General features: G+C 36.3%; 21 protein-coding genes. 12 read left to right on the forward strand and 9 right to left on the reverse strand.

Translation table 11 applies throughout. The features are described from left to right. The first annotated feature begins 189 nt into the window (after window positions 1–189). From CQ022_RS20290 to serS, 11 genes are all read left to right on the forward strand, one after another. On the forward strand, window positions 190–2,343 hold the full coding sequence (locus tag CQ022_RS20290; RefSeq protein WP_105684106.1) for a SurA N-terminal domain-containing protein: 2,154 nt from the start codon (window positions 190–192) through the stop codon (window positions 2,341–2,343). Window positions 2,344–2,472: 129 nt separating this feature from the next. Then, window positions 2,473–3,423 carry an MlaD family protein gene (locus CQ022_RS20295; RefSeq protein ID WP_105684107.1) on the forward strand — a complete coding sequence of 317 codons (951 nt, stop codon included), beginning with the start codon at window positions 2,473–2,475 and terminating at the stop codon, window positions 3,421–3,423. A gap of 8 nt (window positions 3,424–3,431) precedes the next feature. Then, window positions 3,432–4,769 (forward strand): (Fe-S)-binding protein, encoded by a 1,338-nt coding sequence (locus tag CQ022_RS20300; RefSeq protein ID WP_105684108.1) that lies wholly within the window; start codon window positions 3,432–3,434, stop codon window positions 4,767–4,769. An 89-nt stretch (window positions 4,770–4,858) separates the two neighbouring features. Further along, complete coding sequence (locus tag CQ022_RS20305) at window positions 4,859–5,644, forward strand: (Fe-S)-binding protein (protein WP_047377320.1); 786 nt, start codon at window positions 4,859–4,861, stop codon at window positions 5,642–5,644. 14 nt (window positions 5,645–5,658) lie between these two features. After that, entirely contained in the window at window positions 5,659–6,795 is a 1,137-nt protein-coding gene (locus CQ022_RS20310) for a hypothetical protein (RefSeq protein WP_105684109.1), read from the forward strand. A 110-nt stretch (window positions 6,796–6,905) separates the two neighbouring features. Then, complete coding sequence (locus CQ022_RS20315; protein WP_105684110.1) at window positions 6,906–7,394, forward strand: hypothetical protein; 489 nt, start codon at window positions 6,906–6,908, stop codon at window positions 7,392–7,394. Between the two features lie 98 nt (window positions 7,395–7,492). Continuing rightward, on the forward strand, window positions 7,493–8,626 hold the full coding sequence (locus CQ022_RS20320) for a glycosyltransferase (RefSeq protein WP_105684111.1): 1,134 nt from the start codon (window positions 7,493–7,495) through the stop codon (window positions 8,624–8,626). Window positions 8,627–8,631: 5 nt separating this feature from the next. After that, complete coding sequence (locus CQ022_RS20325) at window positions 8,632–9,885, forward strand: polysaccharide biosynthesis C-terminal domain-containing protein (RefSeq protein WP_105684112.1); 1,254 nt, start codon at window positions 8,632–8,634, stop codon at window positions 9,883–9,885. A 66-nt stretch (window positions 9,886–9,951) separates the two neighbouring features. Then, the gene (asnB, locus tag CQ022_RS20330) at window positions 9,952–11,850 is read left to right on the forward strand and encodes an asparagine synthase (glutamine-hydrolyzing) (protein ID WP_105684113.1); all 1,899 of its coding nucleotides are present in this window, start codon (window positions 9,952–9,954) and stop codon (window positions 11,848–11,850) included. A gap of 38 nt (window positions 11,851–11,888) precedes the next feature. Further along, the gene (locus CQ022_RS20335; protein WP_105684114.1) at window positions 11,889–12,407 is read left to right on the forward strand and encodes a hypothetical protein; all 519 of its coding nucleotides are present in this window, start codon (window positions 11,889–11,891) and stop codon (window positions 12,405–12,407) included. A gap of 66 nt (window positions 12,408–12,473) precedes the next feature. Then, window positions 12,474–13,742, forward strand: coding sequence for a serine--tRNA ligase (gene serS, locus CQ022_RS20340; RefSeq protein ID WP_105684115.1), 1,269 nt, complete (start codon window positions 12,474–12,476; stop codon window positions 13,740–13,742). A 139-nt stretch (window positions 13,743–13,881) separates the two neighbouring features. Here the strand turns inward: serS and CQ022_RS20345 are convergent, their stop codons facing one another. Then, complete coding sequence (locus CQ022_RS20345) at window positions 13,882–14,079, reverse strand: hypothetical protein (protein ID WP_105684116.1); 198 nt, start codon at window positions 14,077–14,079, stop codon at window positions 13,882–13,884. A gap of 122 nt (window positions 14,080–14,201) precedes the next feature. Here CQ022_RS20345 and CQ022_RS20350 point away from each other — a divergent pair, with 122 nt between their 5' ends. Beyond that, window positions 14,202–14,570 carry a helix-turn-helix domain-containing protein gene (locus CQ022_RS20350; protein ID WP_105684117.1) on the forward strand — a complete coding sequence of 123 codons (369 nt, stop codon included), beginning with the start codon at window positions 14,202–14,204 and terminating at the stop codon, window positions 14,568–14,570. Window positions 14,571–14,635: 65 nt separating this feature from the next. Here CQ022_RS20350 and CQ022_RS20355 read toward each other — a convergent pair whose 3' ends face one another. From CQ022_RS20355 to ccoS, 8 genes are all read right to left on the reverse strand, one after another. Next, entirely contained in the window at window positions 14,636–15,379 is a 744-nt protein-coding gene (locus CQ022_RS20355; protein ID WP_105684118.1) for a hypothetical protein, read from the reverse strand. A gap of 19 nt (window positions 15,380–15,398) precedes the next feature. Then, window positions 15,399–16,124 carry a sulfite exporter TauE/SafE family protein gene (locus CQ022_RS20360; RefSeq protein WP_105684119.1) on the reverse strand — a complete coding sequence of 242 codons (726 nt, stop codon included), beginning with the start codon at window positions 16,122–16,124 and terminating at the stop codon, window positions 15,399–15,401. Further along, window positions 16,115–16,567, reverse strand: a complete 453-nt coding sequence (locus CQ022_RS20365) for a FixH family protein (protein ID WP_105684120.1) — start codon at window positions 16,565–16,567, stop codon at window positions 16,115–16,117. The genes CQ022_RS20360 and CQ022_RS20365 overlap by 10 nt, the downstream gene beginning before the upstream one ends. Window positions 16,568–16,577: 10 nt before the next feature. After that, window positions 16,578–18,032 carry a cytochrome c oxidase accessory protein CcoG gene (gene ccoG, locus CQ022_RS20370; protein ID WP_105684121.1) on the reverse strand — a complete coding sequence of 485 codons (1,455 nt, stop codon included), beginning with the start codon at window positions 18,030–18,032 and terminating at the stop codon, window positions 16,578–16,580. A 98-nt stretch (window positions 18,033–18,130) separates the two neighbouring features. Continuing rightward, a complete protein-coding gene (locus CQ022_RS20375) occupies window positions 18,131–19,009 on the reverse strand; it encodes a c-type cytochrome (RefSeq protein ID WP_105684122.1) in 879 nt (292 codons plus the stop codon). Between the two features lie 10 nt (window positions 19,010–19,019). Continuing rightward, entirely contained in the window at window positions 19,020–19,220 is a 201-nt protein-coding gene (locus CQ022_RS20380) for a cbb3-type cytochrome oxidase subunit 3 (RefSeq protein WP_002983870.1), read from the reverse strand. A gap of 22 nt (window positions 19,221–19,242) precedes the next feature. Next, window positions 19,243–21,504 (reverse strand): cytochrome-c oxidase, cbb3-type subunit I, encoded by a 2,262-nt coding sequence (ccoN, locus tag CQ022_RS20385; RefSeq protein WP_105684123.1) that lies wholly within the window; start codon window positions 21,502–21,504, stop codon window positions 19,243–19,245. Window positions 21,505–21,525: 21 nt separating this feature from the next. Beyond that, window positions 21,526–21,738 (reverse strand): cbb3-type cytochrome oxidase assembly protein CcoS, encoded by a 213-nt coding sequence (gene ccoS / locus CQ022_RS20390; protein ID WP_105684124.1) that lies wholly within the window; start codon window positions 21,736–21,738, stop codon window positions 21,526–21,528. Window positions 21,739–21,775: the final 37 nt, after the last annotated feature.

Here is a 21,775-nt window from a genome sequence, read left to right on the forward strand (position 1 = left end):
ACGTGTGGCATATTATAATATTCTAAAGATGCACAATACTTATGCCATTTGTTTTTTACTTAAAAATACGGTCAAAATTTCCTTTTTTAGATAATCTTTGCATTAAAAATCAAAATAAAGCAGTTCTGTTTCTGTAATTTCTTAAAAATGTGTATTTTCGCAAACTGATAAAAAACTATAATTTATAAAATGGCAATTTTAGGACAGATTAGGAGTAAGCCTTGGCTTTTAATGGGAGTAATAGCCTTAGCGCTTTTGGCGTTCTTGGTGAACCCGGATAGTATCGACAAGGTTTTTGGTAAGAATCCTGACGTTTTAGGAAAAGTAAACGGTGAGAAAATCACCCGCGAAGAGTTCAATGATCAGCTTTTCGTGTTGCAGCAGCAGGCTGAACAGCAAGGTCGTCCGAAAAACGGTCTTGAAGAGCAGGCTTGGCAGTTACTTGTACAATCTAAACTTATCAAACAACAGTTTGAGAAATTGGGCTTTGAAATGACTGATGATTATTTCTGGAATCAAATCCAGTACGATCAGATGTTTGCCCAGAATCAACAGTTCTTTGATGAGAAAGGTAATTTTAAAACTCAAGAGCTTAAAAAAGAAATTGAAACATTACAAAACACCAATCCTCAAGGATATACTCAATGGTTGAAAACAAGAAAGACAATCGAGTACAGACTTATGGCAAGACAGGTGTTTACTAATCTTTCAGCAGGTATTACTACAGGTAAGAAAGAAGCTGAAGAATTGATGAAGCAGAGAGATCAGCTTGCAGATATCGACTTTGTGAAAGTAGATTATGCAGCGTATCTTCAAAAAACAAAGATCAATGTTTCCACACAAGATCTTGCTGATTACATCAAGCAGCACCCTGTAATGTTCAAAGCAGAGCCAAGCAGAAATATCGGTATTGTATTTTTCCCGTCTAAACCTAGTGCAGCAGATGATGCAGCAGCCTTGAAAGAAATTACTAAATTATATTCAGGAGGTACAGATGCAAGTGGAGGAACTGAAAACTTCCAAAATACTAAAAACGATTCTATGTTTGTGGCGGCAAACTCTGATGCACCATTCAATCCTCAGTATTTGAATCCTGCTCAATTGCCTCCAACAATCAAAGATCAGATCGCAGCTGCAGCAGTTGGTCAGACTTTTGGCCCTTATAAAGAACAAGATGTATATGTAGTCTCTAAATTGGTTGGTAAAAGACCTTCAGATTCTACCTTATCAAGACATATCCTTATTGCATTCAAAGGAAGTCCTGCAGGTGAAGGAGTAACAAGAACCAAAGAGCAGGCTAAGAAATTGGCAGACTCTATTGGGGCTATTGTAAAAGCGACTCCTGCTAAATTTACAGAATTCCTTAAGCTTTCAAGCGATCCGAATTCTGCAGCACAAGGCGGAAGCTTAGGATGGACAACTCCGGAAACACCTTTTGTTCCTGAATTCCTTGCTTATCTTGCAAGCAATCCTAAAGGAGCTACAGGTGTAGTAGAAACACAGTTCGGTTATCATATCATCAATATTGAAGATAAAAAGTCAGGATCAATGGGTTATAAAGTTGCTAACCTTGTGAAAGCAATCAAACCTTCAGATGCTACTGAAGCTGAAACAGACAAAAACTCAAGAAAATTCATTCAGCAGGTTCAAGGGAAATCTTTCAACGATTTCGTGAACATTGCTAAGAAAGGAAACTATCAGTTCTCCAATCCAAAAGCAGCAAAAAGATTTGAAGGCCAGCTTCAGGGCTTAGGTACTGAAAAAGATGCTGATATCCTTACTTGGGCTTTCGATAAGAAAAGAACAAAAGGAGATACTGAATTATTTACAGTAGACGGAACAGGAGATAAAATTGTAGTATATCTGAACGGAAAACAGGACGCAGGTCTTGCTGATCCGGAATCGGTAAGAGACCAGATTGAAGTTCTTGTTAAAAATAAATTGGCAGCAAAACAAATCTCTGATAAGATTGCAGCAGCAAAAGCTTCTAGTTTAGATCAGATTGCTAAATTGTTTGCCGCTCCAAAACAATCCGCTCAGGTGAATTTACTGAACCCTTCAGTAGCGGGTGCTATGGAACCTAAAGTAGCGGGTGCAGCATTCGGTGTTGCAAAAGGTAAACTTTCTAACCCGGTTGAAGGAGGAACAGGAGTTTATGTTTTGGTTAAGAAATCAGAAACAGTAAACAAACAGCCTGGAGATCTTAAGCAGTTTACAGAATCTCTTACTCAGAGAAATGCAGGAATGTTCGGACAGGCTTGGATGAAGAGTCTTCAGGACAATGCAGATATCGAGGATTACAGAATTGAGATCTGGAACAAGCTGGGAAATCAGCAACAATAAGAAATTCATTTCTATAAATATTAAAAGCGACAAATTTTTTTGTCGCTTTTTTTGTATTTAACGCAGAACAATAAAGGAAAAGATTTATTTAAAATGTATTATATTTGCTTATTAGAAAAAAATTAGCAAGTGAAGTTCAGTAAAGAATTAAAAGCTGGTGTGATTGCACTTCTAGCTATTGTAGGCTTTGTGGTGTTGTTTCAGTTTATGAAAGGGAAAAGCCTTTTTACTACCGACAATATATTTTACGCAAAATATGATAATGTAGAAGGTCTGGCACAGTCTTCGGCAGTCTCTATTAATGGTCTGAAAGTAGGACAGGTAGACAAGATTATTCCTATAACGGCAAAAGATGGAAAAATTAATTTTGTCGTAAAAATTACAGTCGACAACAAATTCGAGTTTTCAAAAAATTCATCATTGGAGATCTTTGAACCAGGATTAATGTCTGGTAAAGAAATGAGAGTAAATCTTATGTATGGAGGCCCGACTGCAAAGGACGGTGATACCCTGAAAGGAGCTTTCAAACTTGGAACTCTGGGAAGTCTTTCTTCTCAGGTAGGTCCGGTAAAAGATCAATTGCAGGTAGTATTACACAGAGTTGACTCTTTAATGGCCAATGCAAACCAGGTTTTTGACGCTCAGAACAGAGCTGAAATAAAAGCTTTATTAGCGAACCTTAATAAAACAGTAGGAGCATTACAGTCTACCGCAGGAAGTGTTAACAACCTTGTAGGTCATAACGATCCTAAATTGCAGAAAGTATTGGATGATGCAAGTCTTACTATGCAAAGCGGAAAGGTGACTTTGGATAAATATGGAAATCTGGCTCAGAGTATTGATACTAAACAGTTGAATGCTACTATTGCCAATTTAGATGCTACTGTAGGTAAATTGAATCAGGTGATTGGCGGTATAGATAAAGGAGAAGGAAGCTTAGGCAAACTGATGAAGGATGAGCAGCTTTATAACAACCTGAATTCGGCTTCTTCCAATTTAAATTCATTGATCGAAGATATGAAAGCGAATCCGAAGAGATACATCAACTTCTCGGTTTTCGGTAAAAATAACAAAGACTAATACGCCTTATGCAGTACATCGATAACATTATTTTCCTGATTTTATTAGTGGCAGGATTCGGGCTGTTTGCCAAAAGCCTGCAGAAGATCTATAGAAATATCAGATTGGGTCACGAAATCAATAGAAACGACAGAAAAGGAGAACGTTGGGAAACTATGGCTCGTGTAGCTATGGGACAAAGTAAAATGACGGCACGTCCTGTAGCTGGAGTCTTACACCTTTTTGTGTATGTAGGTTTTGTGATTATTAATATCGAATTAATAGAAATTGTTGTTGATGGAATATTTGGTACCCATCGTTTCTTATCAAGCATTTTCGGACATACATTTTATAATTTCTTTACTGCAACCTTAGAAGTTTTAGCTCTTTTGGTGGTTATTGGGGTTGTCATTTTCTTTATTCGTAGAAATTTTTATGGAGTGAAGAGATTGACGATGAAAGAACTTTTTGGATGGCCAAAAAATGATGCAAACTGGATTTTGATTATTGAATTTGCTCTGATGATGGCTTTCTTTATGATGAATTCATCAGATTTTATTTTACAGTCGAGAAATGTTTTGCCAGAACATGGAAGCTTCCCGATCAGTGAGATGACATTGGTTCCGTTTTTAGAGATTTTCAGCTTTGATAACGGATTTTTGATGTTCACAGAGAAAGCGGCATGGTGGTTTCACTTTGTAGGAATTCTTTTCTTCATGAACTACCTTTACTATTCAAAACACCTGCATATTATCCTTGCGTTTCCAAGCACATGGTATGCAAATCTAGATAAAAAAGGAAAATTCAACAATCTTGAATCTGTTACAAAAGAGATCAAATTAATGATGGATCCTAACGCAGATCCTTATGCTGCTCCGGCTGAAGGAGCAGAAGCAGATGTACCTTCTAAATTCGGTGCTGAAGATATCTTTGACCTGAACCAAGTACAGTTGCTGAACGCCTATTCTTGTACAGAATGCGGACGTTGTACTTCTGTTTGTCCTGCTAATATTACCGGAAAAAAACTTTCTCCAAGATTGATCCTTATGAAAACAAGAGATCGTTTGGAAGAAGTAGGAAGAAATATTGATCAAAACGGAAAATTTGTTGACGACGGTAAAAAACTGTTGAACGACTATATCACAAAAGAAGAACTTTGGGCGTGTACCACATGTAACGCATGTACAGATGCCTGTCCGGTATTGCTTGACCCGCTTTCCATTATTTTTGAAATGAGAAGATTCCTGGTGATGGAACAATCTGCTGCTCCACAGGAACTGAATCTGATGATGACCAATGTGGAAAACAACGCGGCTCCTTGGCAGTACAATCAGGCTGACCGTCTGAACTGGGCATCGGAAAACTAGATAATTAATCAATTTGAATGTTTGAAATTGATACCAGTCTACATCATTTTCAAATCTCCAAATTCTCACATTTTCAAACTGAAAAAGAAATGGATTTCAATATAAAAACAATGGCAGAATATGCTGCCGAAGGAAAAGCCCCGGAAGTTTTATTTTGGGTGGGATGTGCGGGAAGTTTTGATGACCGTGCTAAAAAAATTACAAAAGCATTTTGCAAGATATTAAATAAAATAGGTGTTGAATTTGCGGTTTTAGGACAGGAAGAAAGCTGTACCGGAGATCCTGCAAAAAGAGCCGGAAATGAATTTGTTTTCCAGATGATGGCCCTTACCAATATCGAAGTATTGAATGCTTACGAAGTAAAGAAAATTGTAACGGCTTGTCCACACTGTTTCAATACTTTGAAAAATGAATATCCAAGCTTAGGTGGACACTTTGACGTGGTACACCATACTCAGTTCCTTAAAACATTAATGGAAGAAGGAAGGCTGAAAATTGAAGGAGGTGCATTCAAAGGGAAAAAAATTACTTTCCATGATCCATGTTACCTGGGACGTGCCAATGACGAATATGAAGCGCCAAGAATGCTTCTTGAGAAACTGGATGCAGAACTTGTAGAGATGAAACGTTGTAAAACCAACGGACTTTGTTGTGGAGCAGGAGGAGCACAGATGTTTAAAGAGCCTGAAAAAGGAAATAAAGACATCAATATTGAAAGAACAGAAGAAGCTTTATCTTTTGAACCTAAGGTAATTGCTACAGGATGTCCTTTCTGCAATACCATGATGACGGATGGGGTAAAACACTTTAACAAAAACACTGAAGTAGCCGTAAAAGATATTGTTGAACTTCTTGCTGAAGCAGAAGACTTATAATCTTATAAAAGGTTATGAAGGTGAAATGGAGACTCTCCTTTTTATTGATCATTTCAATACTTGCTCTTCTTACATTCTGGAATTATCAAAACAGAGTATATGATTGGGATATGCCGGGCTACATGGGAAGTATGTATACTTCTGAGTTCCCGGATTCACCGGATAAGGTTCGAATCATTACCTATCAGGAAATAAAAAAGGAGGCTCCTGCAGACCATTATACAGACATCATCGGAATAAAGCAATGGGATATTCCAAGGCAGTATTTCGTAAAAAATACACAATCTTTTACAGAACAATTACCCTATTTTCAGATTAAAGTAGGGTATATTCTTGTCATAACTCTTTTTTATAAGCTTGGGCTTTCATCTCCAATGGCAGTCCTGTTTACCAGCCTTATTTCGTACTTTTTTTCAGGGGTATTATTATTTTATATTTTAAAACTGCTGTTTCCAAAGAAATATTGGCTTGCGGTAGTATTAACGGTTGCCTCCATGCTATTGCCCCCCATGACCTACATGTCCAGAGTTTCTACACCTGATATGTTTATTTTTCAGTTTATGCTGATCTTTATTATTGGTTTGCTCAAAAAATGGAGCAAGTGGGCCATGTTTGTGCTTCTATTTGGGATTACTTTTATACGGCCGGATTATATCACATTCACTCTCACCTATATTATTGCTGTTTTCTTTTTCCAGTATCTTCAGGAAAAGAAAATTGATGTTTCCTTTATCGCACAGGGAACAGTTCTTCTGATCATGTACCTGGTCATTATTAAGTTTTATCATTATCCTGGATGGAAAGATCTCTTCTATGATACTTTTATCGATAGAAGGCCTATTATCTCAACACATCCTATTGATGTTAGTGTAAAAGACTATCTGAGTATTATTTATATTAAAATTATCTACTTTAAAAAAGTAACGCTATCCGTAGCCATTATGATTGGAGTCATATTTTGGCGCTCCAAAGATGTTTGGGTAAGAATGATCTCAGTTCTTTTTCTGATCAATGTGTATATCAAATTCTTTTTCTTTCCGCAGTCAGCAGCGTTAAGATTTTTCTTTCCGTTTATTTTTCCGCTTTTCATGATGATGCTCTATGTACTGAGCAAAAAATACAATGATCTTAAACTGGAGAAAATTGCGTAATTTTGTCTTTAAGAAGATAGGGATTTACCATCACTGTTCAATTCATATTCTGTTCAATAACCGGAATTGATGATACGTGTTCAAGTTCCTGAAAAATAAATATTTACATTATGAAAATCGAAGAATCTAATATTGTAGAAACCAACGACTACAGAGTTATTATATACCCGGCTTCAAGACCTTTTGAAACCAAAGAAGCAAAAGCTATCACTGAAAAACTTTTTGATTTCCTTGCCACATGGGCTGCTCATGGAAAACCGCTTTCTTCTTCATTTAAAATTGAAAAGAATCAGTTTATCATAGTATGTGTAGATGAAGAAAAAGAAATGGCTTCAGGATGCAGTATTGATGCTCTAGGGAAGATCATGAGAGAAATTGATGAAGAGTATCAATTGGGTCTTTTTGACAGGATGAAAGCAAGCTTTGTAGAAAATGGTGAAGTGAAAACGTTAAAGTTAATTGATTTTAAAACGAAGCTGAGAAATGGAGAGCTTGCAGGAGATATCCAGGTTTTTGACTTCTCTAAAAATACTTATCTGGACTTTTTAAGCCACTTCCTGCTTCCTTTGGAGAAGAGCTGGGCGGCTTCTATAAAATAATCGCTGTTATCCTGATACAGCAGTATAATCATAAAGTGGAAAATATATTTCCACTTTTTTGTTTTAATGTATATTTGTATAGATTCGAGTAGAGACTAATGCCTAAAGTACTTTTTTTAACGACTTCCCATAGCTATAATGATGACCGGATTTTTTATCATCAGGCCAAAGCTCTTAGAGATAATGGGTATGAAGTAAAAATATGCAGTTTACATGCAGAGTATAAAGGTTTTATAGATGGAATTGAAATAGAATCTTATGCTGTACTGGAGGAAAGTATAGATCATAAAATGCAAACTTTCCGGAAAGTTTGTAATGATTTTCAACCCCAATGTATCATCTGCTCTGAACCTCTGGCTATTGTAGCGGTAAGGAACTTTGTAAAAGAAAACAAGATAAGCTGTATCTATGATGTTACAGAATGGTATCCATCCCTATCAATGCTTCAAAAGTACAGGTTTCCGGCTAAAATTTTTCAAACGGTAAAATTTTCTCTTATCCAGTTGTGTGCTGGTTTTTTAAGCACTCATTTCATTTTTGGAGAAACAACCAAAAAGTTTCCGCTGGCTTATTTTTTTGGATTCAAAAAACAAATGATTCTTCCCTATTATCCGGATTCTATTTATATCAAGGAAAGCATAAAACAGCTGGATACAGATACGATTACGCTCTGCTATACAGGTCAGATTTCTAAAGATAAGGGTATTGAAAATTTTTTCAGTACAATAGATAAGCTTCGTCAGAAAATGCCCACGCTTCATATCAGGATTCTGATTATCGGATCAACGGTAGATGGAGATGATGAAATTTATTTTTCAGCATTACTGAAGCAATATTCTTTTGATCATATAGAGATCCGAAAACCAACAGCTTTTGAAAGGTTTACAGAATCATTGGCAGAAGCAGATATATGCTTTGATCTTCGGGAAATTAATTTTGAAAACAATCATTCTCTGCCCATAAAACTGTTTTATTTTATGGGAGCAGGAAAACCGGTGATTTATTCAGATTTAAAAGGAATCCGGAAGCATTTGGGCATTCTTTCGTTTGGCAGTCTGGTAGATCCTCATCATGCCGAATTTATTTCGGAGATTATCATCAATTATATCAGGAATCCTGAGTCATATCATGCTCATGCTCTCAATGCCAGGAAAGAATTTAAAGAACAATATAATTGGGATAGAATAAAAGTTTCCTTCGTTGATTTTGTGAAAAGATCTATTGATAAATAATCACCATGCAGCTTACTATCATTAAAACATTTGTCTCCCGTTTTCTTATTCTGATCCTGAGTTTCGGATTGGTGATCTATTCTACGAATATGTGGGGTAGTGAAGGAAAGGGAACCATTTCTATTGTGGTTGCCAATGCTGCTGCAGTGAGCTTTTTCAGCAGTATCTTTTCGGGGAGCAGTGCTTCTTATTTTGCTTCAAGATTTAAAATAGAAAAAGTCTTATTGTATGCTTATCTGTGGTCTCTTCTCACAGGGCTTCTGATCCCGTTTTTATTCAGTCTGGCTTCTATTCAGAGTGAATATCTTTTTTATCTTATCGGAATCTCTGTATTTTCTTCCCTTTTGTCTACTAATATCAGTTTGTTTATTGGAAAACAGGATATTAGAAAGTTTAATGTGTATACCGTTTTACAGCAGCTTGTACATATTATCTTTATAGGATTACTAGTATATGTGATTGGGAAAAAAGACGTTTCAGTCTATTTTCTTGCACAGATTGGGTGTCTGGCACTTCTTTTCCTGACCAGCTTTTTTCAGATCATCAGAAAATGTAATATTTCCGAAATATCATTCTGTAAAGAGGTAGCCAGAAATATGTTTGAATATGGCTGGAAAACCCAACTGAGTGCTTTCGTTCAGTTTCTTAATTACAGGCTTTCATTCTATTTCCTGGAATACTTTGAAGGCATCGCCAGCGTAGGTATTTTTTCCATTGGAGTCACTTTTTCAGAAGCAATATGGACGATTACCCGTAGCATCGCTGTCGTTTTATACTCTGATGTCGTTAATAGTAAAAGTAAGGAAGAATCCATAGGGAAAACCAAAGAGTCTTTAAAGCTGACATTTATTTTAATGATAGGTTTTGTGCTGGGAATTATTATTATCCCTTCACAGGTTTATGAGATGATTTTTGGGAAAGAATTCAGAGAAACCAAAGAAATTATGCTCCTCTTATCACCAGGAATTTTTGCCATAGCCGTAAGTGATATGGTTGGGCATTACTTTTCAGGAATGAGAGAACTTAGAATTCTCAATGTTAAATCAATGGTCGGATTGGTCGTTACAGTGGTCTTTTCTTTTATTGCAATACCCAGATGGGGAATTTTAGGAGCATGTATTGCCACTACTTCATCTTATTTGGTTTCAGCTTTTCTGTTGTTCCGAAAATTTTATAGTTCCACCTCATTGAGTTGGAAAGATTATATGGTTTCCAAAGAAGAAATACATCTTTTAAAACAAAAATTATTGAAGAAATAATTACTCATTACACGAACGGAAAATAAAGTCATTTCCCTATTTTTACAAAACTATTAAGTCTTTACTATGTGCGGAATCAGCGGTTATTATTCATTTCATAAAAGTATTTCCTCAAAAAATATTCTGGAAATGAATCAGGCAATCAGACATCGCGGACCGGATGATGAAGGATTCTGGCTATATGATCACAGCCATGGACTTTGTTTTTCAGGAAATGATTCTACTCAAAAAATTCAAGAACAGTTTCCGGTTTTACAGGAAATAAATTCCAATATTGCCTTAGGGTTTCGCAGGCTATCCATTATTGATCTTTCTGAAAAAGGGCATCAGCCGATGCTTTCAGAAGACGAGCAGATTGTTATTACATTTAATGGAGAGATTTATAATTTTAAAAAATTAAGAAAAGAACTTGAAATTTTAGGACATACTTTCTACAGTACTTCTGATACGGAAGTTATTCTCAAGGCTTATAAAGAGTGGGGAAATTCAACCTTTGCAAAGCTGGATGGGATGTTTGCGATTTGTATCGTGGATCTTATCTCCCAAAAGCTTATACTGGCAAGAGATAGAGTAGGGATGAAACCTTTATTTTATCATCATAGTGAACAAGGGCTGGTTTGGGCTTCAGAAATAAAAGCATTACTGAAAAATGAATGGGTAAAACCAGAAATCAACTGGGATGGAGTGTATACTAATTTCCTTTTTCAGACCACACTGGCTCCACAAACCTGTTTTCAGCGTATTTTCTCTCTGGAACCAGCTTCCTTTATGACCGTTGATTTAAAGAATCAAAAAATTATCAAAGAAAAATTCTGGAAACTGCCTTCACCGTCTGCTAAAAACATTTCTCAGGAAGAAGCGGTAAAAAAAATAGACGAACTTCTTTCCGAAAGTATTTCAGAACAATTATATGCCGATGTTCCTGTAGCAGTTATGATGAGTGGTGGGATAGATTCTACCTTAATTGCTTCAAAATCAAAATCTTTTAATGCCAATATTAATACCTACACCATCTCTTATCCGTTTTCTGATGAAGAAGTGAAAAATGCATCTCTGGCAGCTCAGCATTTTGGGGTTTCCCATGAAGTGAAGGAAGTAAGTGATGAAGAAGCACTGGAACAACTTAAAGAAAATATTCAGCATTTTGAAGAGCCTTACAGCAGTTTTGAAGTGTTAATCAATGCGGCAAAATATGCACATGATAAAGATTTTAAAGTGGTATTGAGCGGAAACGGAGCCGATGAGCTTTTTGCAGGTTATTCCCATACGCTGAAGCTCAACAGATGGCTTCTGATGAGGAATTTTAATTTTCTAAGTCCATTGATCTTCACAAAAGACAAATTTTCGCAACGGGTTAAAAACTATTTCTCTCAGGATGATATGTTTGACTTTTTCAGACAAAGCCAGATCAGTATGATGCCTTTGGAAGCTAAAAGCCTTATACAGCCTGATATTTACAATAAAATTAATTCAGAACTTTCAGAATATCATCTTTCAGAAACAAAAAACTATTCCGGATATTTTGAATATGATATGAAATATTCACTGTCTTCTCACCACGTTTTTCGGGATGATCTGAGTGCCATGAAATACAGTGTGGAATTTCGTTATCCCTATCTAAGTAACAATCTTATTGATTATGTATCAGCCCTGCCCCAGAATATCAGGTTTAATGGTATTCAGAATAAACCCTTATTGCGTAAAACCGCTGAAAAATATCTTCCCGAATCAGTTTTGAATATGCCTAAAAAAGGGTTTTCATTTCCTGTTAATTATTTCATTAAAAACGAAAAAAGAGTAAGAGATTTTATTGTTGAAAACCTTGAAAGTTTAAAGAAGAGAAACTTCTTCAATGCAGCGGTGATTGATGAATGGTGGAATCACCAGGAACATGAATATGACTGGGTGAAAATATGGCAGCTGGTTACTTTTGAGCTATGGTACCAGAAATATTTTGAAAAATAAAGAAGCTGCCTAAAGATTAATATTTTACCTTTGTATTTATGATGAAATATTTTTGGAGTATACTTGTTGTGGTTTTTGCACTGATCAGTTGCAAAAGTGATGATGATTCTTTACAGAGAATAGATCAGGTACTTAATATCTACATGAAAAACAGCGCTGGTCAGGATCTTCTGAACAGTAAGAAAACAGGATCTTTTACAGGATATTCTGTGAATGATGTTTTCGGAGCTAAAGATAATTCTCCGGTGAGCATTTCATTGAGAATGACAACCGATTCTCTGTTTTATATGGAATATCTTGCAGGCGCAAAAAGAAGACGTCTGGATTCTATCAGCCCAGATAATCCGGGAACAGGAACTTCCTATTTCTCCAGAATGCAGATTACGTTTACTAAAAGTACTAATGTAGCTGATAATGTTATAGGATTACTGGAGGTTCAGTATCGTAATACGCCCACCGCATTTCAGGTTTCAAAGGTATTATATGACGGAAATGAAGTGTTTTCAAAAAATGCTGATGCACCAACTTCGATAAATACCGTTACGATCACAAAATAATTTTTAAATTTGTACAACTGTTAGCTGATTATAAGCTAAACATCTAATATTTAACATCTAAATAAAATGTTACAAGTCAATTTTTTGCGCGACAATAAAGAACGCGTTTTAGAAGGTCTTAAGAAAAGACAATTCAAAAATCTTGAGTTGGTAGACGAGGCGATCGCTGCCGACGAAGAAAGAAAAAGAATCCAGTTTGAACTAGATTCCCAGCTTTCCGAAATCAACAAAATTTCGAAAGAAATCGGACTTTTGATGAAAGAAGGGAAAAAAGAAGAAGCGGAATCGGCAAAGTCTAAAACAGCACAATACAAAGAGTCGAGCTCAGAATTGAAATCCCAGTTAGAAGTTAAAGAAAATGACTTACTGAATATTCTGTATCAGCTTCCCAACATTCCCAATGAATTGGTGAAGAGTGGTGCTTCTGCTGATGATAACGAAATTATTTTCCAGTCTCATCCTGTAGAAGGTCTTGGGGAAGGAGCAATCCCTCACTGGGAACTGGCAAAAAAATATAACCTTATCGATTTTGAATTAGGAGTGAAAATTGCCGGAGCTGGTTTTCCTGTTTATTTAGGAAAAGGAGCAAGATTACAGAGAGCTTTGGTGCAGTATTTCTTAGATAAAAACGTTGAAAAAGGATATACAGAAGTAAATCCTCCTCATGTTGTAAATGAGGCATCAGGTTTTGGTACCGGTCAGCTTCCGGATAAGGAAGGACAGATGTATTATATCAACGAAGATAAATTATATCTTATTCCTACAGCAGAAGTTCCTGTAACCAATCTTTACCGTGACGTTTTGCTTGATGAAAAAGATCTTCCGATCAAAAATACAGCATTCTCTCAGTGTTACAGAAGAGAGGCAGGAAGCTACGGTGCTCATGTAAGAGGGCTAAACCGTCTTCACCAGTTTGAAAAAGTTGAAATTGTAAGAATTGAAAAACCTGAAAATTCTTATGCTGTTTTGGAAGAAATGGTAGAGCATATCAAAGAAATTCTTACAGATCTTGAACTTCCGTTCAGAGTATTGAGACTTTGCGGTGGTGATACAGGTTTTGCATCTGCAATGACGTATGACTTCGAAGTTTGGAGTGCTGCCCAGGAAATGTGGTTAGAAGTAAGTTCTGTATCTAACTTTGAAACATTCCAGGCCAACAGATTGAAGTGCCGCTATAAAGGAGATGGTAAATCTCAGCTGGTTCACACCTTGAACGGATCAGCCATGGCATTACCAAGAATTATGGCTGCGTTGCTTGAAAACAACCAGACAGCAGAAGGCATCAAACTTCCTAAAAAGGTTGCAGAATATGCACGATTTGACGTTATAAACTAAAAATTAGTATAAAAATAATTAAACCCTCCTATCTTTAGATAAGAGGGTTTTTATTTTGTCGCTTATTTATTGAATAGAATATAATAAGCAAAGGTGAGGATCATTTAAATATACCTGACCTTACTGTCAAAATCTCAGATTAGTTATAACCGCAGTAGCAATACCAGCTTCCGTCTGCTAACTTAAAGCATCTGTAGATAGGTGTTGTTTTAGGACATGTTCCACCGATATCTCCTCCTGGATCTAATCCTTCACCCATGTCAATTGCACGTGCTCCGCTGATGTTTTTTAATTCGTCTCTTGTTAAACGAGATTTTGATAAATTAGTTTTTTTCATGGTTAGATTTTTTTTAGTTTTTATACCATTTTAATCACATTTCAAATGTAAAAAAGAGGATTCAATAAAAGAAAACCTATTTTACTAAGTTTCAGAAAATTTTTACTAAATTTATCATTACCATGAAAATCGGACAAAAATTAAAACAAGTGAGGGAATCCATGAGGATGTCTCAGGATGACTTGGCGTCATCTCTGAACACAACACAAAAGACTATTTCGAATTGGGAGAGTGATAAAGGTCTTCCAACAGTTATTCAGCTGGCATGCATTGAAAAAATCCTGCATGTAGATGTATTATCCTGGTTTGAAGATAATGGTATTATTTTTAAACATAAAACGGATAAAGGAGAGAATTCGGAGATTGTAACTCATAACTTCAGTAAGGTTATTGAACAATATGAGAAACGTATATTTGAAAAAGATATATGTATTGATGAACAAAAAGAAATCATTAAATCTCTGATAGAAAAGTTCAATCTTCAGAATTGAAATTTGATTTTTTGATAGATTAAACGTAAAATAATAAAACCCACCGGAATCCGGTGGGTTTTGCTTTATTCTGTGACAATAATAATTTTTTTATCGGCATTTTTGAGCTTTGCTTCGTTATTGTAGATGGCTTTCAGATCATATTCTATTCTTACAGAATAATCGTCAACCTGCTTCAGCCAGTCATGTTTACCGGTGATTGATTTTATTTTACTTTCAAATTTTAAAGTCGTTCCGATATTTTTGAAAAACATCATCATCATTCCCTCCATTTTTTCCGTTTCTTCTTTAGAACCTTGAGAGCGAAGTACTTCTTCAATATTTTTAAGATTGAAAAAATCGGTGTTAATGGTTAGAGTTTTACCATCCCAGGTATTGAGTAAATTTTGATCAAAGGGTAATTTTTCGTCATTATTGAAATTTTTAATGATCTCATAATCATATGGAGTAAAATGATCCATTTTAAAGGAAAATCCAGTGGGAATAGGATCGTTGCCATCTTTTGTGGATTTCAAAAAAACTTTTTTCAGCATTCTGAGCGTATCCTGATTTTCCGTTTTTAGTTTCCCTTCTTTCTTTAGAATATCATGCATGCTGGTCCAGACTGTTGGGAATCGATCCAGCTCATTAAATTTCTCCTGTTTCAGGGAATCAGGAGTCATAGCCTGCATCTCTGCCATAAATTCCCTGGTATCTACATCAGTAATCATAGAGGTGGCTGTATCCTTATGATAGATTACTTCAGTATTAATGTTGCAGGATTGTAGGGTAACCAGACTTATTAAAAATAAGACGATTGTTTTCTTCATGGTATATTATAAATTCTAATTAATGGCAGTTCACCGCTCCGTTGGGATCTTTAATAATCGTCATTGCTTCAGCTTTCGGGGAAACATAAGGAATACCCAGTTCAAGACCTCTCAGGATAAATAATCCTCCTAAAATAATCATGATCACCGGAACAGCTTTTAGAACTTTTACCCTGAAGGCCTGATTCATGAGGTTCCCGGCCAGAACAATGGCAAACATGAACGGAAGGGTTCCGAGACCAAATAAAGCCATATATAAAGCTCCCTGCCATATTCCTCCGCCTGCAAGACTGGCGGTAAGTGCCATATACACCATTCCACATGGTAAAAAGCCATTCAAAAGTCCAGTAGAGAATCTTGAGCGATAATCTGCTTTCTGAAGAAGTTTTCCCAAGTTCATTTTTACACTGTACAGGAATTTGGAGAGGAAAGGAATTTTTGAAGCAAAATCTTTTCCACCAAATGAAAATACAGCCATAATAATGAGGAGAACTCCCGCTGTAATCGTCAGATATTTCTGAAAGCCTGCCATTTCAAATCCCTGTCCGATAATTCCCAGAAGTGCACCCAATAATGAATAGGTGAAAATTCTTCCGAATTGATAAGTAAGGTTCTGAAGATAGAAGTTAGCGGCCTGCTTTTTAGTTAATCCCATCGACAAGGCAATAGGACCACACATTCCGATACAGTGAAAACCGGATGCAAAGCCTAAAGCAATAGCCGATACAATAAGTCCTATTTCCATATCACATCATAATCCATTCTATAGTCTGTTTTATCTTTGCTCCAACTTAATCTTAACGTGTAGTTTCCTACTTTCAATACCTGTGCGGGAATTGTGAAAGACTGGCTGGCATCAAGCTGTACAGATTTTTTGATGTCTAAATTCTGGTCGTCGGTTCTGTTTAAAACAAATTTTACCGTAGTATTTGAATTATTATATTCTTTTGGAAATGTAATTTTAATTCCCTTGGTGTCCTGGCTGTATAAAGGTTTTTCCTGTAATTCATCCGCTTTTTTCTTCGCATCAATCACATCCTGGTACTTCAGCTCTTCTTCATAATAATTATCCGTTACCATTTCGGAATTCTTCTGCCCGTTCGGGAAAAGAAACATCATGGATAATATAAAAACTATGAATGCAAGTAATGCAATTACAACACCGTGTCCCCAACTAAAGTTCTTCATTTTTTTCTAATTAAAATTGCAGTTTGAATGGTCCTTCAAAATAAGTCTGATATGAATCCACCAATTTACCTTTCATGTCATAAACACCAATGGTAATATTCTGTTTAGACAGTTTCATTTCATCTTCCGGGAAACTGATATTGATGGTTCCTTTTGATATTTTATCCCTGTCTACCTGGATTTTACTTGATGCACTGTAAGTAATTTCACCATGGGCAGGAGCAATTACTTTAATGGTCACCATTTTCTTTTCGTTCGTTTTATTAAGGAAGGTATAATTATAGGTATTGGTAATTTTACCGTCTCTTACAAAGAATGTACTTCCTGCAGGTTTGATGAATTTAGCCTCCATCTCACCACGGCTGTACAGAAGATATCCTAAGAAACCTACAAGAAGGAAAAGAAATATACTGAAACCTTTCATTCTTCCTGTAAATTTGAACTGAGTTTCTTTTTCAATTTCGTTCTCAGAAGCATATCGGATCAGTCCTTTTGGAAGTCCTACTTTTTCCATGACTTCATCACAGGCATCTATACAGGCAGTACAGTTGATACATTCCAACTGTTGTCCGTCTCTGATATCAATCCCTGTAGGGCATACTACCACACACTGATGGCAGTCGATACAGTCTCCTTTTCCTGCTGCTTTTCTGTCTTCTCCTTTTCTCCATTTTGATCTGTTTTCTCCTCTTTTGAAGTCATAGAAAACGTTGATGGTATCTTTATCAATCAATACTCCCTGAAGTCTTCCGTACGGGCATACCAGTGTACAAACCTGTTCTCTGAACCATGCAAATACAAAATAGAATGCAGCGGTAAGAAGAATCATGACAATAAAATTGGTAGGATGAGCAAATGGCCCTTCACCAATAATTTTAAATACCTGTTCATATCCTACGATATACATGAACATAAAGTGGGTAATGATCAATGAAATGATAATATAAACAGTCCATTTCAAACTTCTCTTCCAGATTTTCTCACTGTTCCACTCTTGTCTGTCCAGCTTCATTTGCTTATTTCTGTCACCTTCAATCAGATATTCGATTTTACGGAATATCGATTCCATAAAAATTGTCTGAGGGCAAATCCACCCGCAGAAAATTCTTCCGAATGCAATCGTAAAAACAATAATAAAGATTAAAGAGGCAATAGCACCTAAAGTAAGGATAAAAAAGTCCTGTGGATAGAAAGGTTGTCCAAAGATGAAAAACGCTCTGTCTATCACATTGAACATCAATAATGGGTTACCATTGATTTTGATGAACGGTAATGCAAAGTAAATAATTAATAAAAGGTAGCTTACAATGTTTCTATAGTTGGTATATTTCCCTTTTGGCTTTCTGGGAAATACCCATCTTCTTTTTCCGGATTGCTCCATTGTCCCTATAGAATCTCTGTAAGTCTCAGGGTCCAGAACCTGTCCCTGTCCGCCGCGTACTTCTATATCTTCTATGTCTGACATATGTAATAGGTTTTAAAAAAGAAAAAACATAATTCGTTACTATTTTTTAGCTAATAACAAATTATGTTTTTTTCATATATTTTTTCTAATTTTTTAAATTATTCTTTTTCCCAGTGAGCTTCTTCTCCATATGGTGGAGCTCCTCCCTGAGCCGGAGTAATTGGTTGCTGTTCCTGGTTGATATGATAAACATATGCTGCAACATTTTGAATGTCTGCTCCAGTTAAAACTCCATTTTTACCCCAAGCCTGCATTGCAGTCCCTGTAACTCCATTTTCTACAACGTGGAATACGTTTTTGAATAATGTTTTTTCAGGTTGGTTATGCCAGTAGTTATCGGTAAGGTTTGGTCCGATACCTCCTCTACCACCATCAGAGTGGCAAGAAACACAGGTTGTCTTGAATATTTCTTCCCCTGCAGCAATATTATCTGCTGAATATTTTGCAGATTCAATAGTTACAGGAGGCTGTTCTGCCATATATTTATCAATAGCTGCCAGTTGCTCTTTATATTCTTTTTCATATTCGCTTAACGGGTGAGCGAAGTCTGTAAAAGAGTATGCTGCGATATATACAATACAAAAAGCGGTCCCAAAATAGAATAAACCTACCCACCATTTTGGTAATTGGTTATCCAGCTCCATGATTCCATCGAAACCGTGGTCGATAAGGATATCTTTTTCTTCAGAAGCAGATTGCTTTTTGAAAGCACTTTGATATAATCTTTTGAAAAAAGGTACTTTCTTTTCAGCTAAATAAGCAGCCTTTTCTTCAGGAGACAATTTCTTGAATTTGTTGTTTTCAATAAGGTCTCCAATAGCTCCATGAATGTAAGCAAGGATCCCCGCAATCACAACAGTTCCCCAGAAGTAAGGTGAAGAAAGGAACGCGTAGCTCTGTACAAATAAATAATAAAAAACTATTAAAAGTCCGATTATTATTAAGATGTTTATAACAACAGGTGTTCTTTGTTTCATAAAAAATAGTTTAATTTTTTAAATTAAAATCGTCATCTTCATCATCCCCAAGAGGTGCCTCTTCTTCTTCTTTGTAATATTTTTTAGGCCTGCTAAAAACATAGATTACCAAAGCGATGAAGAACAGCATAAAGAAAATCAGAGCCAGTGTCTGGTAGAAGCCAGCATTTTCTGTATTGGATAATATATCTTTAAAGTTCTGAGGAATCATAGTATGCGCCTTTTAATGTTTTTTAGTTATTACTTGCTGTTTTGATTTCAGTTGTTTTGATATCTGTACCTAATCTCTGAAGATAAGAAATAAGAGCTACAATTTCTTTTTTCTCTAGTTCTCCCTGAGGTCTCTTAGCATAAGCTACCTTAAGGTCATTTGCTTCTGCGAAGATATCTTTTACAATTTTTGCTGATTGGTTGTTTGCCCATTTATCTGCAGAATCGATTTCAGCCTTAGTATAAGGTACATCGAATACATTCTTCATCAGCTTCATTTTGTCTACCATCTTAGTTCTGTCTAAGTCAGTAGCAATTAACCAAGGGTAACGAGGCATGATTGAACCAGCAGAAGTAGATCTTGGGTTATACATGTGTTTGTAGTGCCAAGAACTTGGGTTTTTACCACCTTCTCTATGTAAATCCGGTCCTGTTCTCTTAGAACCCCATAGGAATGGTCTGTCGTATACGAATTCTCCAGCTTTGGAGTATTGTCCGTTTTTACCGTTGAATCTTACGATCTCATCTCTGAACGGTCTTACCATCTGAGAGTGACAAGCGTTACATCCTTCACGGATATAGATATCTCTACCTTCAAGTTCCAGTGGTGAATAAGGTTTCACAGCTGAAATCGTAGGTACACTTTTCTTAAGAGATAATGTAGGGATAATTTCAATTGAACTACCGATAGATATGGTAATGAAAGATAAAATACCTAGTAATACAGGAGTTCTCTCTAACCAAAGGTGAGTTCCTTCTCCTTCTTTTCTGTTCTTGCTGATGTTTGCCAATGCAGGAGCTTCAGCAGGAACTTCTTTCTGGAATGATCCTTTTCTTACCGTAGCAATTACGTTTACGATCATTAGGATAGATCCTGAAATATAGAATAAACCTCCTACGAATCTCATTTTAAAGTAAGGAATAATTGCCGTTACAGTATCCAACCAGTTTTTCCATAATAATGTTCCATCCGGGTTGAATTGCTTCCACATTAATCCTTGTGTAAATCCTGAAATATACATTGGTACTGCATAGAAGATAATTCCTAAAGTACCTAACCAGAAATGCCAGTTAGCTAATTTTACAGACCAAAGTTTTGTTCTCCACATAATTGGTACCAAATAATAGATAACCCCGAATGCCATGAAACCATTCCATCCAAGAGCTCCTAAGTGTACGTGACCGATAACCCAGTCTGTAAAGTGACCAATTTTGTTGATGTTTTTAGTTGCCAAAAGCGGCCCTTCAAACGTTGCCATACCATAACAAGTAACAGCTACTACAAAGAACTTAAGGATAGGATTTTCTCTTACTTTATCCCAAGCTCCTCTTAGCGTAAGAAGACCATTTAACATTCCTCCCCAAGATGGTGCAATAAGCATGATAGAGAACCCTGTTCCTACCGCCTGAGCCCACGCTGGAAGAGCTGTATACTGAAGGTGGTGAGGACCAGCCCAGATATATACGAAAATTAATGACCAGAAGTGAATAATAGACAGTTTATAAGAGAATACCGGTCTGTCTGCAGCCTTCGGAAGGAAGTAATACATTAAACCTAGAACCGGTGTCGTCAATACGAATGCAACCGCATTGTGACCATACCACCACTGTACAATAGCATCTTTTACCCCTGCATATGCTGAATAAGATTTCCAGCCTGTGAAAGATAAAGGTACTTCAAGGTTGTTGAAGATGTGAAGCATTGCTACTGCAATCCAAGTACCGATGTAGAACCAGATGGCTACATAAAGGTGTCTTACTCTTCTCTTCGAAATAGTCAGGAACATATTGATACCAAAAATGATCCATGAGAATGCGATCAATATGTCGATCGGCCACTCGTGTTCTGCATATTCCTTAGAGGTATTGATCCCCATAAAGAAGGTAACGAACGTAGCAACGATCATAAACTGCCAAGTCCAGAAATGTAACCAAGACAAGGTGTCACTGTACATTCTTGTTTTTAATAATCTTTGTAATGAGTAATAAATACCCGTGTAAACGATGTTACAAACGAATGCAAAGATTACGGTATTGGTGTGCAACATTCTGATTCTACCAAAACCAAATGCACCATGAGTGTTTATTAACCCTTCAATATTACCCGATGCCAAACTTTTAATGGTTGTGTCATCTGTCCCGAAAAAGAATTCAGGTAATTCAGGGTAGAAAAGCATTAATGCCGCCGTAAGCCCGAACGTAAATCCAATGAGACCGAAAACTAAGGTCGCATAAAGGAACGCACGGACAATACTATTGTCATAACTAAACTTCTGTGTTTCCATATCAACTATTCACTATTTTTCTCAATTTTTATTATTTTCTCCTATTTCTTCCTCGTCTTTATTTTTGTCGCCAGTTTCATCCTTTTCTTTGACTTTTTCGTCATCGAAAAGGATTCTGACAGCAGGAGATTCATCATCTTCAAACTGTCCTTTTCGGGCATACACTATAAATACGACCAAGAAAATCGCAGCTAAAGAAACACTGCAGAGGATCATTAAATATAGAATATCCATTGGACAACAAAATTAACCTATTTTCGGGGTTCAAATT

The sequence above is a fragment of the Chryseobacterium culicis genome (genome assembly GCF_002979755.1).
In the GTDB taxonomy this organism is placed as follows: Bacteria; Bacteroidota; Bacteroidia; order Flavobacteriales; family Weeksellaceae; genus Chryseobacterium; species Chryseobacterium culicis_A.